This window comes from Pseudomonas sp. LBUM1663 (assembly GCF_059695905.1).
The window spans coordinates 2,798,006-2,814,241 of record NZ_CP166792.1 but is presented as its reverse complement, the minus strand read 5'-3'; the positions used below and the strand labels follow the sequence as shown (position 1 = coordinate 2,814,241).

Genomic DNA, 16,236 nt, shown 5'->3' with positions numbered 1-16,236 from the left:
CCGGATCATGATCCTCAAGCGCGCAGGCTCGCAACCCTCGATAAAAGCCCCTGAAGCGTACTTCACAGGCACCGTCCGTATGGACCCACTCAACTCCCCTCCCGAACCGGCCCGAGCGTCCATCGTCAGCGTCACCTTTGAACCCGGCGCTCGTAGCGCCTGGCACACCCATCCGCTGGGTCAGACGCTGATCGTCACCGCAGGCTGTGGTTGGACGCAGTGTGAAGGCAAACCGATCGTAGAAATTCGTGCCGGCGATGTCATCTGGTGCCCGCCGGGCCACAAACACTGGCACGGAGCCAGCGCCACCACCGCCATGACCCACATTGGAGTCCAGGAAGCGCTGGACGGTGTGAGTGTCGTCTGGATGGAAAAGGTCACCGACGAGGAATATAACGTCGGTCCACCCGCGGAATGATTTGACCCATGATCCTGCAAATATCGCCGAACTCACCGCGCAAGCAGAAAAGCTTGAGGCCTTCATCAGTACCCCGATAACCTGACCGGCCCCCTCGAACGGACCCGACCATGACCGCCGCCGAACAACCCGCCCCGGCGCTGAAGGAAATCTTCAACGCCGAACGCCTCAAACACATCGCCACCGAAATGACGTCGGTCTACCCGACATTCAACGCCAAAGCCTTCCTGAAACTGGCCAACGACGGCCTCGCCGACCTGTCGATCATGCAACGCATGGCCCGCGTCAGCGAATGCCTGCACGCCGTGCTGCCGCTGGACTACGACGAATCCCTCGAAGTCCTGCGCGCCCTCGCCCCCCGCCTGAACAGCGGATTTGTCAGCATCTCGCTGCCGCATTACGTGGCGATGTATGGCGCGCATGATTTCGAGCGCTCGATGGAAGCGCTCAAATACTTCACCGCGTTTGGCTCTGCGGAATTTGCGATTCGGTATTTTCTGCGCAGCGATCTGCAACGGTCGTTGGCGCTGATGCAGGCATGGTCTCGGGATGAGAACGAGCATGTTCGGCGCCTGGCCAGCGAAGGCAGTCGACCGCGGTTGCCGTGGTCGTTTCGGTTGGAACAGATTCAGAGTGATCCGACATTGGCGGCGGCGATTCTCGACAACCTCAAGGCGGATGACAGCCTTTACGTGCGCAAGTCCGTGGCCAATCACCTGAATGACATTACCAAGGACCATCCGGAATGGGTGCTGGACTTGATTGAGGGGTGGTCGCTGGAGAACAAGCACACCGCGTGGATTACCAAGCATGCGCTGCGTAGTTTGATCAAACAGGGAAATCAGCGGGCGCTGGCGATTATTGGGGCGAGTGGTAAAGCGGAGGTTGAGATTGTTGGGGTGAAGGTAGAGCCGGCGGTGATTCGGTTGGGGGAGAAGATTATGTTGTCGTTTGCGGTGAAATCCACGGTGGCGGAGAGCCAGCGGTTGGTGATTGATTATGCGATTGACTACGTCAAAGCCAATGGCAGCACTTCGGCGAAGGTGTTCAAGCTGAAGGCGTTGACGCTACCGGGCAAGGCGACTGAACGGGTCAGTCGTGGGCAGCAGATTAAGGAGCTGACCACTCGGAAGCACTATGTGGGCAAACACGCAGTGCACATCCTGGTAAACGGCGAACGCCTGGCCACCACCTCCTTCGAAATCCTCGCCTAACTTTTTTGTAGCAGCTGCCGAGCAGCGCGAGGCTGCGTTCGGCTGCGAAGCAGTCGTAAAATCAGGCAACGGGTTCTTTCAGGAAAACCGCGTTCCCTGGCATGCGAAGACCACGTCCTCAAACGCATCTCGTTACTCTTGGACTACGCTACTGCGTTGGGCGCCAGAAGGCGGACAAGGTAACGGATCAGGTGGGAACTCCGGGTGAGCAGCCGGAGCCAGGAACGATGTATCGCATCTGCAGATGCATACAGTGGGAGCGTGCGCAGTCCCTCCCACCATGCCTGCTGTCGTTAGCGTATACCGCGCCGGCAGATTGCATCCGACAAATCCGAATTCCATCACCCAGACGGCCGACGAATAAGCCAGTAAAAGTAAAGTCGCCTCCGAAGAAACTACCTACGAGGAGAAACTCTTGGTGGACGTAGTCATAATTCTTGTACACGGTACGTGGCCCCGAGGTTTTCTCTTTTCAATCTGGCGTCGATTGACTTGCTGTTTTAGACGAACACATTCGGCGCCACGTCCCATTTGGAGCAGCTGTCCCGGTCGATTCGCAGAGGACTTGAAGCATGCTTTGGATTCCGAGTTAAACGTTAAAATCGAGGAGTTCGCATGGAGCGGAAAAAACCGAATTCGCGCAAGGCGGGGTGCCGCAGTGAAACTGGCCCAACTTATTGATGCTCGACACGACGCCGGTGCCCAGCGGATTTTCTTGGTTGCGCATAGTCATGGTGGCAACGTAGCCGTAGCAGCCAGCAATGTTACGAAAAGACCAATTGATGGATTAATTGCCTTGGCGACGCCCTTTATTAGCGCATCCCCACATAAACAGTCCCCCGAAGAGAGTTTTCTTTACAACAGCTTTGTAAAGATCCTTATGTTCCCGTTGTTTTTGCTTACCATTCTCCCACTCGTTGTGTTGAGCAGTTTCGCGGAAAAGACAAAAGAGCTCGTTAACTACTCAACCTGGCCTACCAGTCTACAAACCAGCCTCGACTACGTCGCTATGTTTATCTTTCTTATTCTTCTCGCTTTATCAATTCTATTATTTTTCCGCCTAATTAATCGAGTGCGATCAAGCAAGTTATTTACGTGGCATTCAGATTGGCAGGAGTATTTAATAAAACAACATCTGAAAATCAGATGCCTTGTTATTCGTGCAAGTGGGGATGAAGCCCACACAGCTTTAATGATTGGGCAAATGTTAGAATTTTTTCAACGGATGATATACGCGGCGGTTTCGTATTTGGCCAATGCAATATTCAACAGGGCATGGAAAAAAGTTTACAGCTTCTGGTTTATTGTTACGATTATCTGGGAATTTTATCCTCTGCTTGTTTTCATGGGATTTATAAATAGCCCCGATTTGTTGGAACTGACTCGACCCGCAATCGATTCTTTTAACCCTAAAGATGACAATATTCGCATATTGCTTTACTTTACCTTGCCCGCTCAATTTGCATTCATAGTAATACTGATGGAGTATTCTCTCGCCGCTTTGGTGATACTGATATCTGCGATGGGTCTTGCTTTGGCGTCGACACGATTCGGACTTGACTTAATGTTGTTTTCACCGTCGCTTGATCTTAGTGTAGAAGACGGCCCCATTGATTGTCCGTTCGAGGGTGTGTTTTTGAGTAGAAACTCTGTCGATAATTTTCGACTCGGATACAGGCATGGCATCTACCAAATTCCAGAAACCGTTGATATGGCGGCGCAGTGGATAAACACTTCATGCGGCGCCCCGATAATGCACTAACCTGCTATTAACAAAGGCCGATTCACTTTATTAGACAACGTGTATGATTGCTTAGTGCGAGAGATGTACAACCTGCGATAGGTGCTAGTCAACACCAACCGTGAAGCGTGGTCTCTGCCGAAGAAGCGCATTCGACGCACTATGATCTACACTCACCCGATAGTTGAATTCTCATGCCTGGTACTTTGCCGCCGGGTGAATAGATCTCTTCCTATAGGAGCGATTCGTATGGCAGACGACGCCAATCCTGAAGTCCCCGTCCCCCCCGATGTAGGCGGTGCAGAGGACTTACCCCCGGAATTGATTCAACAGTTGAAGGCGCGGTTGATAGACGCATCCAAGGTACATAACGTTTGGGCCGATCCAATCATGTTTAACGGTGGCACAATCCTGGTGTTGCTATTGACGACGCTGGCAACACTACTTCCTAACACAGCCGCTGCTTGGGTGGCGCCCTTGTGCTCCGCCCTCGCTGGGCTATTTGTTGCGATGGAGCGAGCCCTCGGGTTCGGCGCCCGCTGGCGTTATCACCGTGAAATGCGTTTTGCCTATGAATCAATTATCGACATGCTGGATTTTTTTCCGGTCATTCCTGCCTCCGAACGCCCAAAATATATCCGCGACATCTTCGCGGCATTGTATGCCGTTCGATCACGGGAGTCGGCTATTCCAAATGCGGGAACTAATTCGGCCCCGACTTAAATACGTTTTATTTTTTGATATCGGCAGGCTTCGCGACTTCTATTCGTCCTCGCATAACCTGTAGCAACTGCCGAGCACCGCGAGGCTACGTTCGGCTGCGAAGCAGACGTGAACAGGCAACAGGTTCTTTCAGAAAAACCGCGTTCCTGGCATGCGAAGACCACGTCCTCAAACGCAGCCTCGCGCTGCTCGGCAGCCGCTACACATACCGGCACCGATTGCCTGTTAAGTAAATCCACCCCGCTCTTCCCAGCCCCATCTTGCCAGCACATCAAAAATGACAACATCGCCTGATGGTCGCGCTTTATTTTGTCTTTTTCGTGGGTGTGCATCTGGTGTGAACACCGATCTGACCCTGCCCGACTTCTTCCTTGAGCTGTTCAGCTGCGTACTGACATGCCTCCAGATTCTCGTACTCAGCATGATCAATCGATACAACGGGCGACGCGCCGCTAAGAACGACCCAGAGAATGTACTTCATGATGCCTCCGATGCTATGAGAAGTGAGGGAGTCTACCTGTGGATTGATGGCCATGGCATGAGGGGCATTAACTCGGCATGGTGGTGGCTGGAGGCGAGAGGCAAAAAAGGGGACGAATGTTTTTTTCCGTCCCTTTTGGAAAATACATCCGTCCCCCTTTTTTTGTTCCTATTACGCTGCAAGGCTTCGCGACAGGCAGCAATCGGCCAGAAGCGGACGATCGACTACGCCGCTGAGGGCCAGAAGTAGTCAGTGAAATTCGCTTGTCGACAGTACTACTAAACGAGTTGGTGATTGGTGACAAGCTGAGCATTGAGGTAATTGTTGGCGCGATTTTTTGAGGCCTGCCCGACATCGTGTACCTACGTTAGGCGCTTTACTAAGCTGGCTTTGGCGAAGCGGCACGTGATCACTTCAAAATATCGATGATAGCCGTGCCTTTGAAGGTGATTTCTTCAAACTTCAGGGAGTGTAACCCTGCTTTAGACACCTCCTAAGTCGCCCATACGTCAATCAGTTCGCGCGTTCGCGCATTGATGACCGAGTTTATAGGCCGTCGTAGATGGCATCCAGCCATGAAAGCGCTTGTGTCTATTTTAGCTGCCTGCTACGTTCAGGCTAAGCAGGGAATCATCAGGCGGGAAGCCAATGTTACGCCCCTCTGAAAATGTGACCAGCCAAAACACCAATGTCAGAGGGGAACGGTTACATGGAAGGCTTTCATGATCCTATTAGGCATTTAAAATATCTTCGGCAATCTTTGTCACAAGATAATGAATCAATCGGCTTTTTTTTATCTGCGGGATGTCCTCTCTCAGTAAGTATGCCAACAGATGAATGGCCATTAATCCCTGATGTAGCAAACCTTACAAAATACATTAACAGTCAGTTGGTGAAAGACGCTCAATATAAAATTCTTTTGGCTGAGCTGGTTAAGGCAGAACGAAACTCTGAAAATATAGAAGACACACTAAGCTTCTTAAGAAGTCTCTTAACTGTATCCAAAGGCGGAGACGTTAGAGGTTTAAGTGAGGCTAGTCTTTTAGACCTTGAGAAAAAAATCTGCAAGATTATTGTTAAAAAAATTGATGTATTACTTCCAAGTCAAGACACTCCATATCACCAGCTGTGCAAGTGGATACGCTCTATAGACAGAAAAACTCCCGTCGAAATATTTACCACGAATTACGACTTGCTTATGGAACAATCACTTGAGGATCTTGAGGTCGAGTATTTCGATGGGTTCGTGGGTGCCCGTAGATCGTTTTTTGACTTGCGAGCTCTAGAAGACAATCTAATACCCGTTCACTGGTCTAGACTTTGGAAAATTCACGGATCAATTAACTGGTACAAAGAAGAAGTATCTGGCCAGAAGAAAGTTTATCGATCTTCGGAGATAAAGGAGGACGCATCCCACCTGATTTATCCTTCGCACTTGAAGTATGAAGAAAGCCGGAAGATGCCTTACCTCGCACTCATAGATCAACTAAATAGATTTATTCGTAAAAAGTCGTCATTACTCATAATGTCAGGCTACTCATTTAATGATGGCCATTTAAATGACACCATAATAAACGCTCTAAAAGCAAACCCTACAGCGATGGTGCTGGCGCTTATGTATGGAAATTTCGAAGATCAGCTTCCTGACGGGTTAGCGAAAGAAAAGTACCCTGAGGCATATCGATTAGCAAAAAACCAGCACAATCTAAATATTTGGACATTCAACAAGGCCATTATTGGTACAAACCCAGGGCGGTGGTCTCTATTTCCTGAAAACGACGATGCTGACCTGGATATCAGAGCATTTATTACTTCTACCAAGATTGATAACACATCAGGCAAGACAGAGAACATTATCAAGCTTGGTGACTTTGCTGTCTTTACGAGCTTTTTGAAAAGGATAATCGGCTCAGCATCAGGGGGAAGTTAATGGCTAGCAAAGAAACCTACTTGGGCGATGTCCAAGATGTAAACGGGACGGCGGTTAGCATTTCATTATCCAAGCAGTCATTAACAGGTTTCATTTATATCGACGGCCAAGGATATAGGGTCGGACAGATTGGTAGTTTTGTAAGAATACCCATAGGCTTTTCTGATTTATTCGGAATTGTCAGTCAAGTAGGTGCAAGCGCTGTACCGGAAAATAAAAACAGCATCGACGATCAAAGTAATAGATGGATGAGAATCCAGCTTGTCGGTGAGGGTCAAAGAAATGGTTCATTTCAACGAGGTCTATCACAGTACCCCACCATTGGGGATGAGGTTCATTTAGTATCCGAAAAGGAGCTAAAAACAATTTATGGCCGTCCAGATCGACCATATTTCGTAAAGTTAGGTCATATCTCAAACGCTGAATCTATACCGGCCCTGATTGACATTAATAAGCTTGTCACTCGTCACTCCGCTATCGTTGGCACGACAGGATCTGGTAAGTCCACAACGGTGGCAAGCATTATGAATGCGCTGTCCGACACTGAGAAATACCCTTCCTCGCGAATTATTATGCTCGACTTACATGGGGAGTATGGTTCTGCCCTTAAAGACAAGGCTGACATCTTCAAAATAAACTCATTTAAGTCGTCTAAACTCGCAGAAAGCGAGCTGCGAATTCCATTCTGGGCGTTAAATTTTGATGAGCTATGCGAAATTAGCTTTGGCGAGTTCAGCAACGAGAAAGAAAAAAACGTTGTTATGGAGCGAGTTCATAAACTTAAAGCCGAGTCGATCGCGAAGTATCCAAGAACTGGCGCGTCCCTTGATTCGGTTAGTGTTGATTCCCCTATTCCTTTTAGTATTCACCATCTGTGGTACGACCTTTTCATCGAGACATTTGCAACTTACTACAAAGGCCGCCCAGGAAAGCCGATGGATAATCTTGCCTTTGAACTTGACCCCGCTGGCAAGGAGCTAAGAGGAAATCCCGCTGCTGGGATACCTCCAATATTCAAGAATATCGTTACCGAGGCCAACGAGGAGAAAATCAACTATCTGCCAGGCTCATTGAACATAGGGAAAAATGTTTTGCTGCTCGGCACAAAACTTCGAATACCTAGGTATGACTTTATATTTCGTCCCGGCGATTGGATGCCGGAAGCAGACGGTTCAGTAGTGACTGATCTAGACAAATTACTTGAGAGTTGGATTGGCAGAAAATCGATATCTATCTTAGATTTATCTGGCGTCCCTCCAGATATATTGCAAACCACTATAGGGGCGGTACTAAGGATACTGTATGAAGCTCTTTTTTGGGCAAGAAACCTATCTCAAGGTGGCAGGCACCGTCCTTTATTAATCGTCATGGAGGAAGCGCATATATATCTCAATGACAGTTTCAAGGGTATGGCTTCTAAAATTGTACAGCGGATAGTAAAAGAGGGGCGAAAATACGGTATAGGCGCAATGATCGTCAGCCAACGTCCGTCTGAAATAGACCCTACAATTCTTTCTCAGTGCGGGACCTTTTTTGCTCTTAGATTGACCAATTCGACAGATCGCGCGCACATCACCTCTGCACTCTCAGACAATCTGGACGGATTGACTAGTATGCTGCCCATCTTGAGGACAGGGGAGGCGATTATCTTAGGCGAGGCGGTAAAGCTTCCTATGAGGACCTCTATTCTAGCTCCGCCGAAAAATCGACGACCAGATAGCCAAGATCCTATAGTTTACGATGAGTTTCCTATCGATGAATCTCTTTCTCCCGGTGGATGGGGAATAAAAATGGAGGGCAGTCCTAACTATGAAGAACTAGTAGAAACATGGCGAGCTCAGAACCCCCGAATTGATAAGATAAAACCTTAGGAGTAATTATGGAACGAAGCCCGGTGTCATCTGCAAACGTAGAGTCTGTAGGCTACGACGAAGACAGTGGAACTTTAGAGGTGGAGTTTAAAAATGGTACGCTTTACCAATACTTCGATGTACCACAAAGCGCCTTCAATGGGTTGGTAAATGCCGACTCGGTTGGAGGTTATCTCGCGGAAAATATTAAAGGCGTGTATAGATATTCTCGCGTTTGAACAAGTATCAAAATGGAGTGGAGTTCTCGTCTGGCTATGTGAATAAGTACGCGGACATCCACTCTAACAATGAGCTTTCCCTACGCCCGAGCAGAAATATTCGTCCTTCATCCTTGGCCCCTCTGCTTCAACGCTTCACCGCGGGCATTGCGCTTATTGTCGCTGCGCCTAACGTAAACAATATGCGGGCGCTGTGAATCGCCCTTCATTTTGTAGGCGGCGATTAACTGCTTTTGGCCGATTGCTGCCGATAACTGGCGATCGCGAAAGGCAATTTTTGTCGTCTTCTGCCTTTCAGAAAGGGAAGCAGTATCGCCATAGGCCATATGTGAAGGTTTTAGGGAAATTTAACAGTCGGAATTGCATTTATTCATAGGGGTATCGGCTTTGAAACAGATTCAGCGGATTCTTGCACAAGGTCACTTTGATGGGTTTTGCCTCATTTACGCTTTGTTCAATGGATACAAGGCTCTCAAAAGTCCCGAGGTAAAAGCTTCGGATTTCGCATCGAAGAATTCACATTCTTGGAGACGGGTTATCGGTAGTACGCCCTCTCTGCACAATTTCGTCCTTGGTGAAGGGAGTGATTTTGGTGAATTGAAAGATTCGACTGATGCGAAACTCAAACAGAGATTTGTCGGCACTTGCATGGAAGCCCTGACTGATGGCGTCAGGTATAAGTCCTCAGTATCGAAAGTCGAAATTTCGGATCTGGCTACCATTGATTTCAGCGATTCTGTGGTGGTTATTTGCGTGACAGACAAAGCGAAATCCGAGAATGGGAAAATGGGTGATCACTGGGTTTGCATCGTTGGCCGGGATGAGGAGGAAGACAAATACCTTGTGGCTTGTTCCTTCACTCATCAACGTTACGGATTCACAGAGCGTCAGGATGCGGAAACCAAGCGGTTTTATAATACGACAATCGCATATAAGGGCGTGAACCGAACCACTATCTACCCGGACAACATCAACCTAGTAAGCATTATCCCTAGTTGATATAGGCATGAGGCGCGATATCGACTGGCTGGCTGAAGCCAGTACTGATCCGGTTTCGTCCGAACGCGGAGGCGTCACAATACTAATGCCGACTTACTAACCTCCCCTCTGTGACGACGGACTAACCCACCACCACAGAGGGAATTGCCCTTACTCCTTCACCTCAACCTTATCCAACGCCTGATTCACCGCCAATTCCCCCAACATCACCACTTGCGTAATACCCAACAACGTCTTGCGGTGTGAGTTATCCAGCAACGCCGCGAAGTTGCTAAGCATGGTCGTCGCCGAGCCCAGTGATTCGCTGGCGTTGGCCAGAAGGGATTCGGTGTCGTATTTGGGGTTGGCGAGGAACATGGGTTCGGGTTCGTGGGTGCTGGCCATGATGTTGGCACCTGGATTGAGGTAGTGGTCGAGGGCGCGTTCGGCGGCTTCGTGGAGTTTTTTGGAATCGAGGGATTCGTAGGGGGATGCCGGATCGGTGTCCGGTGGGTTTGGTGTTGGTTTGATCATGAATAAAACTCCTGATACGAGTTTATAAAAAAGGGAGCCATCACCCTCGCTACCAACGAATGGGTGGCGGCCATACGCGGGTTGGTAGACCGGTCGTATCAGTTCCCGGCGCCCTCGAAAGGACCCCGCGCATGGCCACCATAAAAGGTGATGCTATGCGCCGTGATACGAAACCGGGCTACCAAACCCGATCACTGTTTTTCAGTGACCGGGAAACGATATAGCCCGCCCCACAGGCGCACAAGCCGGCGGATTCTGGCGTACGCGTAGGTAATGACGCAAGGCGTTGTAGCCGTTGGGACGTAACACTGAGTGTCTTTAAACGTGTGCGCTTGAACATGTTTAAGGCATCAAAAATCGGGAGGAAAATTCTCGGCTGGAATTTATGGTGTCAGGTTTGACGCCATCGCGAGCAGGCTCACTCCTACTGGGGACTTGTGGTGAATTCGAGGTTTTGGGGGGTAATGGGTATGGCCGGTGTCTGGGCGGCATCGGGTTCGGGATTATTCTCGCGCCCTCGGACGCAGCCTCGCGGGCTCGACAGCTGCTACAGGCGCATTGCGCTGACTGGGCATTGATAATCCGCCCCACCACTTCGAGCGGGATACGGATCATCTACTTCCACGGTCTGGAAATCCTGCAAGACATCTGTGCAAGACACCAGGCGCGATGATGAGCTTTAGCCCTTCAGCTCGTCCTTCATATCATCCAGCTCATCGATGATTGCGTCATCGCTGTCCACCATCGCCTCTTGCATGTCTTGAGCAATGGTTTTTTGGACTTCCATCACCTTTTCGGCGAGCGCTCGGCCTTGTTTGGAGCCGAGGATGATGGCCATGGCTTGTTCGGGATGCTTGTTGGCACGGATCATCAGATCGAGTTCGTCGTTGTCGAAGTGATCGGCATAGATGTCGACCATTTCGCTTTTCAGTTCGTCCGGATCGAGTTTGTCCCGCACGACGTTGCGAATCTGTTCCCGTTCCAGCATCGGGTAGCGGGAAGCGTAACTGGCCGATGCCATTTCCACGATGGTGCTGTAGTTTTTGGTCAGGCCGCTGGTCTCGATCAGCTCCTCGGCCTTGTCCTTACTGGCTCCACAGCCAGCCAGTGCAGCTGCCAGCAACACAGCCAGCGTTATCTTTCTCATGCTCATGAGCATTCTTCCTTGATGAGTTTGGAGGTGCGGATCGCTTAGCGACGATTCAAGTGAATCGCGCCGATGACCACGAGCAGGACGATGACGCCGATAAACGCGCCGAAAGCAGGGAACATTGCGGCCGGCCAGATCAGGCCTCTGCCCAGGTTGTAGGCGAAGCTGGCGTGGGAGTAGATGGTGAACATCCAGGAATAAAGCGCGTAGATCAGGCCAATGACGAGATAGCCGGAAATGATCTTTCCCTTGAGCGACATGATGTCTTCCTTGTGGACCGAAGTTAGATTTTGAGTAACATACTATTTCAGTGATGGCATTTCAACATCGCCATCACACCCCCAACTCAATTTACAAATCCAACCATTTTGATAGATAGGTTTAAGCTCACAACTTTCTTGATAGCCACGGATGGCCAAGCAGGCCCGCGAAGCAATGGCGTCAGATACGTTGTCGGTAGTTGCTAAACGAGGTTACTTAAGCGAACAGATCCTGGCTTGCCACGAGGCAGGCATCGCCCTCTATGTAACGAAGCCGATGACATATGGAGCCAAGGCTGGCCGATTACTCTTGGATGTCATTGCTCCTAAAAAACGATCTTCATTGCGAGAAGGTTGACCGTAACCTTCTGGCGAAGTCAGCTACAGTTATTTGAAATTGCGCACGAGTTCTCGAAGGTGCAACTGTATGCAAGGTATTTGGATCAGGAAGCCATCTGATGGGCTGACGGTTATTTTCCTACACGGAGTACTGTCTTCCGGAGATACGTGCTGGACTGCCTCGTCCGGAGCTTCTTGGCCTTCACTCCTGGCAGACGAGACTGCTCTCGCACGCATCGGCGTCTATGTATTTAGCTACGAGACGGGCATTTTCAGCGGTTCCTATAGGCTAGGAGATGTGGTCGATACTTTGAAGGAGTTGATGCGGCTTGACGGAATTTTTGATTGCCGGGGCATAGTCTTTGTCGCTCATAGCATGGGCGGCATTATCGCAAGAAAGCTCCTCGTCGAACGGGCAAACGACTTCCACGACTGCGCCCTTGGACTATTTCTCGTCGCTTCGCCGTCAGTCGGCTCATCCTACGCGAACTACATCGCTCCACTGGCACGTTTGTTTGGTCATTCACAAGCCGACGCCCTGCGCTTTTCACAGCAGAATGCCTGGCTGATGGACCTTGACAAGGAGTTCACAAATCTCAAGGAAGCTCGGAGACTTTCTATAGTCGGAAAGGAGCTAATTGAAGACAAGTTCATCCTCCTGCCGGGTCTGATCCGTAAGCAGATAGTCGAACCCTTTGCGGGGGCCAAGTATTTTGGTGACGCGGTCAAGATTGCTGGCTCGAACCACTTCACCATCGCAAAACCGACTTCCGCCGATGCGCTACAGCATCGACTTCTTGTTCGCTTCCTGAATGATTTTTCTAAGTCGCTCGGCAAGAGCCTTGAGCTTGCCTCGGAGATCGAAAGTCGATTGACCGACCAGTTGTCCGCATGCCGTGTAGCACAAGTCCCGTTTCGTGCGTTTCACAAGCTTTTCGCTCTACTGTCCACTAACGCTAGGTTTGCGGCGAACTGCTTCGACGCAGCAGGTGCTGGAACAGCCAAGAAAGTGACCGATTGGTGCTGGCGCTCCATCCAAAAGCAAACTGAGGATGAGCGTGAGATTGGCCAGATCACGCCGATCCGGAGGATTTTCGACGATCCGCTCGTCGCGAGAGCGCGTGAAATTGCAATGTCTGAGGGAGCGACAACTGTTGACGAACGGCATCTCTTGATGAGCTTTTTTGACGACTCTCGAAGCGGCACCAGAACGGTGTTAGCCCGAGCGCTAGGGCCCGAGAAACTGGAGAAAATACTGTTTTATGCTCAGTCCGAACGGCCTAGAAGCTTCGTTCAAAGTCCAACTATTCCCCCTCCCTATAACTGAAGACAGTTTGTGATCAACGATCTCTTTACTGGCGGGTGTTGTATCAACACTTCACCCGCGAACAAATTCGGCTCCACCCGCTAAGCTTCACCGAGTCATTCGGGTTTAACCCGTCAGGAGGATGAAAATGGGTTGGCTGCGTCAGATCTCCGCTCGATTGGGACTTGGCTCGCCAAGCGCACCGCCTACTGCCGATCTGCACGTCTCCTTTGAAGACGATGGTGTCAGCGCCGACGCGCCAGTTCAGACTGCTGTGCTGCAGGTGGGCCCACTGCGGCCCGGCGATAGTATCTTTGGAGACTATGAGATTAACTGCCTCCTGGGGGCGGGTGGTTTCGGCGAGGTATACCTAGCTGAAATGAAGCCACAAGGTCGAGCGGGAATGCGCTATACAGTTATAGGCGTTCCCTTCGCCCTAAAGCGCGTCCGTGCTGCTAATCCAGCTGCGATCCACGCCCTACGCCATGAATTGCGTACCTGGGGTGAATTGCCTCAGCATCCCAACCTGCTGCGCTACCGATTCTTTCGGGTCTCCGGTGATGAGCTATTTATTGCCTCCGAGTATGTGAAAGGCGGCTCGCTTGCGGACCGCTTGAGCGCCGGACCGCTTCCCGTCGCCCAGATCATCGACCTCGGGATGCAGATCGTCTGGGGGCTTGCTGCCCTGCATGAGGCTGGGTTCCTGCATGGTGATCTGAAACCCAGCAATGTGCTGCTTGACGACGAAGGCATGGTGGCTCGGCTCTGCGACTACGGCCTATCTCGACGAATCCCGATTGATGGCGACAAGATGCATCACACCCTTTGGGACGCGCCACGCGGCCACACACCTGCCTTCTCCTCGCCTGAGCAAGCTCGAGGGGAGGAGATGGACGTCGCTGCCGACGTCTGGAGCCTCGGCGCTCTCCTGCTCGCCGCTGCTATGCCCGACGCGAATTGGTCGGACTGGCGCGGCCTCGGGGTCGAAGTGCAAGATTGGGTAAAAGGTCTGCCACCCGGCTTGGCACGGGTGATCCTCACAAGCTTGCAGGAAGAGGCCTCGGCCCGCGTGTCGTTGGAGAAGATCGCAGCGGATCTGTCCGAAGCATGGACGCAGGTGGCAGACGGAGACTACGACCGAGCACGACCAGCAGTGCTGCACGCGCCACGCCAGGAGCTGTCGCAGGATTGGTACGCGGCCCGCACTATCGCGCTGCAGAGCGGTGACTTCCTCTTTGACGAAATCGATGCAGAGGAGTCAAAGGATGTGCAGGATGAGGCCCGACTGAAGCACCTAAACGAGCTCATGGACGTATGCCCTCACGACATGACGGCTATCTCCGCGTCCGCAGGTCGGACCGCTGCAGCTCAGGACTTAAAAATCTTGGAGATGCTTGAAGGGGCCTGCGCGGTCTATCGCGGGCTGATCCGCTTGGGCAGCATTGACCTTACCGCTGATCTCGCCCATGCGGCGCGTGCCCTCAGCGATTTTCACAAGCGACGCGGAGACCTACAGGCGGCTGCGAAGGCGATGGCCCAGATCGCAGAGGCCGACACTACTCCGGTGACGACGGATGCTGGATTGATCGCCAACCGCTACGAGTCTCTCCGGCAGGCGGCGGTGTGCCTTGACATGGAGGGCCGGCCTCACGAGGCGATCGCCATTCTCGACAAGGCGACTGAAGAACTCGGTGCCGCACTGCGGTCGGTGCCACCCAAGGTTTCGGCCCAGGAAGGTCTCTACCGACTGCAATTTTTGATGCTGGTCGACCGTGGCGTGGCGCTCTCCATCGCTGATGAACCAGACAAGGCTCTCGAAGCATTCGAACTCGCGTTCGTGTTTGAGGCCAACATTCCGCCAAACGAAGTCGAAGAAGACCTGATCGGACCAAAGCTTCGGGCTAACGCCCTCGTGCAACGAGCGAACATGCTGGACTGTATCGGTCAGAGCCACAACGCAATAGCGGACTATGAGCGCGCTATCGGACTCCTTGAAACGGCCGAGAATTCTCAAGCGATGACGGAGGATTTGGAGTCTGCGAAGCTGAACCTAGGTGTGACGCTGACCAAACTGGGAGACACCGACCGCTCAATCCTCCTCTTGGAGGCAGTGGTGGCCGCGCGCGCCTCGCGGCTCGCTCCAAAAGCAGAGGATGCGGATCATCGGTTCCATTGGGAGCGGCCGGTGGGTGCCGATTGGGAACCGCGCCACCGCCTAGCCTTCGCGCACTATACTCTCGCTGACGCGCTCAACCGGGCCGGTCAAGTGGAACGAGCCGAGGCGTCCGCGGAGCAGGCCCACGAGATTTGGAAGCGTCTCGTTGAAGATGAGGGACATGCTCAACTTGGCCAGTACCAGTTTCACGCGATGATGCAGATTGGGATGATTGGCATCAATAACGATGAATAACCGCGAGCGAGCAGATCCCTACATCTCGCTGCACCAAAACCTTCATACGATCAGACTTGACGGCACCACACAAGTTACGGCCCTGGAAAATGTAGACATTCAGGCGTAGTACCTTGAGTGGTGGATGCGGCGAATTCAGAAGGTCCAGCGCATAACTTTCTTGCTCCGTGCAGAGGAGCGGCCAACCATGTTGCAAGCGCCAAATACGCTCTACGCTCTTTGCGTGCTCATAGCTCCTTCTGAATAGAGCAAACATTGGGCAGGTTTCTATGCAGTTTTGTCAGTCGTGCAATGTCGATTGCGCTTTTGGCAGTCGACGGGGTACAGGTCTCAATCTCGTCGAGCGTCGCTTGACCACCATAAAATCGCAGTCCTGAGAATGGACCGCCGAAGGTGACGCTATGCGTCGATGCTGTGGGTCTACCAAACCCATCGCTGTTTTTCAGCGACGAGACCACGATAGAACCCACGCCCTAGACGCACAAGCCGGCGGATTCTGGCGTATGCGTAGGTAATGGCGCAAGGCGTTGTAGCCGTTGGGACGTAACACTGAGTGTCTTTAAACGTGGGCTTTGAAACCTGTTTAAGTGCATCAACAGTTGAGCAAAACATCCGAGCTTGGATATGGGGTGTCTGGTCTGGCGCCTTCGCGAGCAAGCCCGC

At 51.6% G+C, this 16,236-nt stretch carries 15 protein-coding genes and 1 pseudogene; 12 read left to right on the top strand and 4 right to left on the bottom strand.

Translation table 11 applies throughout. The annotated features are described in order from the left end of the window. Positions 1-7: 7 nt before the first annotated feature. The 8 genes from ACA075_RS12895 to ACA075_RS12860 all read left to right on the top strand — a co-directional run bounded on the left by ACA075_RS12895 (position 8) and on the right by ACA075_RS12860 (position 8,596). The gene (locus ACA075_RS12895) at positions 8-418 is read left to right on the top strand and encodes a (R)-mandelonitrile lyase (RefSeq protein ID WP_497298818.1); all 411 of its coding nucleotides are present in this window, start codon (positions 8-10) and stop codon (positions 416-418) included. A 110-nt stretch (positions 419-528) separates the two neighbouring features. Further along, positions 529-1,632 carry a DNA alkylation repair protein gene (locus ACA075_RS12890; protein WP_497298817.1) on the top strand — a complete coding sequence of 368 codons (1,104 nt, stop codon included), beginning with the start codon at positions 529-531 and terminating at the stop codon, positions 1,630-1,632. 658 nt (positions 1,633-2,290) lie between these two features. Continuing rightward, positions 2,291-3,394: a lipase family protein gene (locus ACA075_RS12885; RefSeq protein ID WP_497298816.1), complete on the top strand. Its 1,104-nt coding sequence runs from the start codon at positions 2,291-2,293 to the stop codon at positions 3,392-3,394. A 228-nt stretch (positions 3,395-3,622) separates the two neighbouring features. Further along, the gene (locus ACA075_RS12880) at positions 3,623-4,096 is read left to right on the top strand and encodes a hypothetical protein (protein ID WP_497298815.1); all 474 of its coding nucleotides are present in this window, start codon (positions 3,623-3,625) and stop codon (positions 4,094-4,096) included. A gap of 337 nt (positions 4,097-4,433) precedes the next feature. Continuing rightward, positions 4,434-4,826 (top strand): hypothetical protein, encoded by a 393-nt coding sequence (locus ACA075_RS12875; RefSeq protein WP_497298814.1) that lies wholly within the window; start codon positions 4,434-4,436, stop codon positions 4,824-4,826. Between the two features lie 460 nt (positions 4,827-5,286). Then, positions 5,287-6,507, top strand: coding sequence for an SIR2 family protein (locus ACA075_RS12870; protein ID WP_497298813.1), 1,221 nt, complete (start codon positions 5,287-5,289; stop codon positions 6,505-6,507). Then, entirely contained in the window at positions 6,507-8,378 is a 1,872-nt protein-coding gene (locus ACA075_RS12865; RefSeq protein ID WP_497298812.1) for an ATP-binding protein, read from the top strand. The genes ACA075_RS12870 and ACA075_RS12865 overlap by 1 nt, the downstream gene beginning before the upstream one ends. Before the next feature lie 8 nt (positions 8,379-8,386). Beyond that, entirely contained in the window at positions 8,387-8,596 is a 210-nt protein-coding gene (locus ACA075_RS12860; protein ID WP_497298811.1) for a KTSC domain-containing protein, read from the top strand. Positions 8,597-8,703: 107 nt separating this feature from the next. Here ACA075_RS12860 and ACA075_RS12855 read toward each other — a convergent pair whose 3' ends face one another. Further along, a complete protein-coding gene (locus ACA075_RS12855) occupies positions 8,704-8,922 on the bottom strand; it encodes a hypothetical protein (RefSeq protein ID WP_497298809.1) in 219 nt (72 codons plus the stop codon). A 61-nt stretch (positions 8,923-8,983) separates the two neighbouring features. On the opposite strand from ACA075_RS12855, the gene ACA075_RS12850 reads away from it, so the two are divergent. After that, on the top strand, positions 8,984-9,595 hold the full coding sequence (locus ACA075_RS12850; RefSeq protein ID WP_497298808.1) for a hypothetical protein: 612 nt from the start codon (positions 8,984-8,986) through the stop codon (positions 9,593-9,595). 150 nt (positions 9,596-9,745) lie between these two features. Here ACA075_RS12850 and ACA075_RS12845 read toward each other — a convergent pair whose 3' ends face one another. The 3 genes from ACA075_RS12845 to ACA075_RS12835 form a co-directional block, all read right to left on the bottom strand. Continuing rightward, entirely contained in the window at positions 9,746-10,108 is a 363-nt protein-coding gene (locus ACA075_RS12845; RefSeq protein ID WP_497298807.1) for a DUF6124 family protein, read from the bottom strand. 679 nt (positions 10,109-10,787) lie between these two features. Then, a complete protein-coding gene (locus ACA075_RS12840) occupies positions 10,788-11,261 on the bottom strand; it encodes a DUF2059 domain-containing protein (protein ID WP_497298806.1) in 474 nt (157 codons plus the stop codon). 38 nt (positions 11,262-11,299) lie between these two features. Next, complete coding sequence (locus tag ACA075_RS12835; RefSeq protein WP_083376958.1) at positions 11,300-11,518, bottom strand: hypothetical protein; 219 nt, start codon at positions 11,516-11,518, stop codon at positions 11,300-11,302. Positions 11,519-11,669: 151 nt separating this feature from the next. Here ACA075_RS12835 and ACA075_RS12830 point away from each other — a divergent pair. From ACA075_RS12830 to ACA075_RS12820, 3 genes and pseudogenes are all read left to right on the top strand, one after another. Then, a pseudogene (locus ACA075_RS12830) lies at positions 11,670-11,816 on the top strand (IS5/IS1182 family transposase); the annotation flags it as partial. Positions 11,817-11,945: 129 nt separating this feature from the next. Beyond that, on the top strand, positions 11,946-13,184 hold the full coding sequence (locus tag ACA075_RS12825) for an esterase/lipase family protein (RefSeq protein WP_497298804.1): 1,239 nt from the start codon (positions 11,946-11,948) through the stop codon (positions 13,182-13,184). A 127-nt stretch (positions 13,185-13,311) separates the two neighbouring features. After that, positions 13,312-15,573 (top strand): serine/threonine protein kinase, encoded by a 2,262-nt coding sequence (locus ACA075_RS12820; RefSeq protein ID WP_497298803.1) that lies wholly within the window; start codon positions 13,312-13,314, stop codon positions 15,571-15,573. The last annotated feature ends 663 nt before the right edge of the window (positions 15,574-16,236 follow it).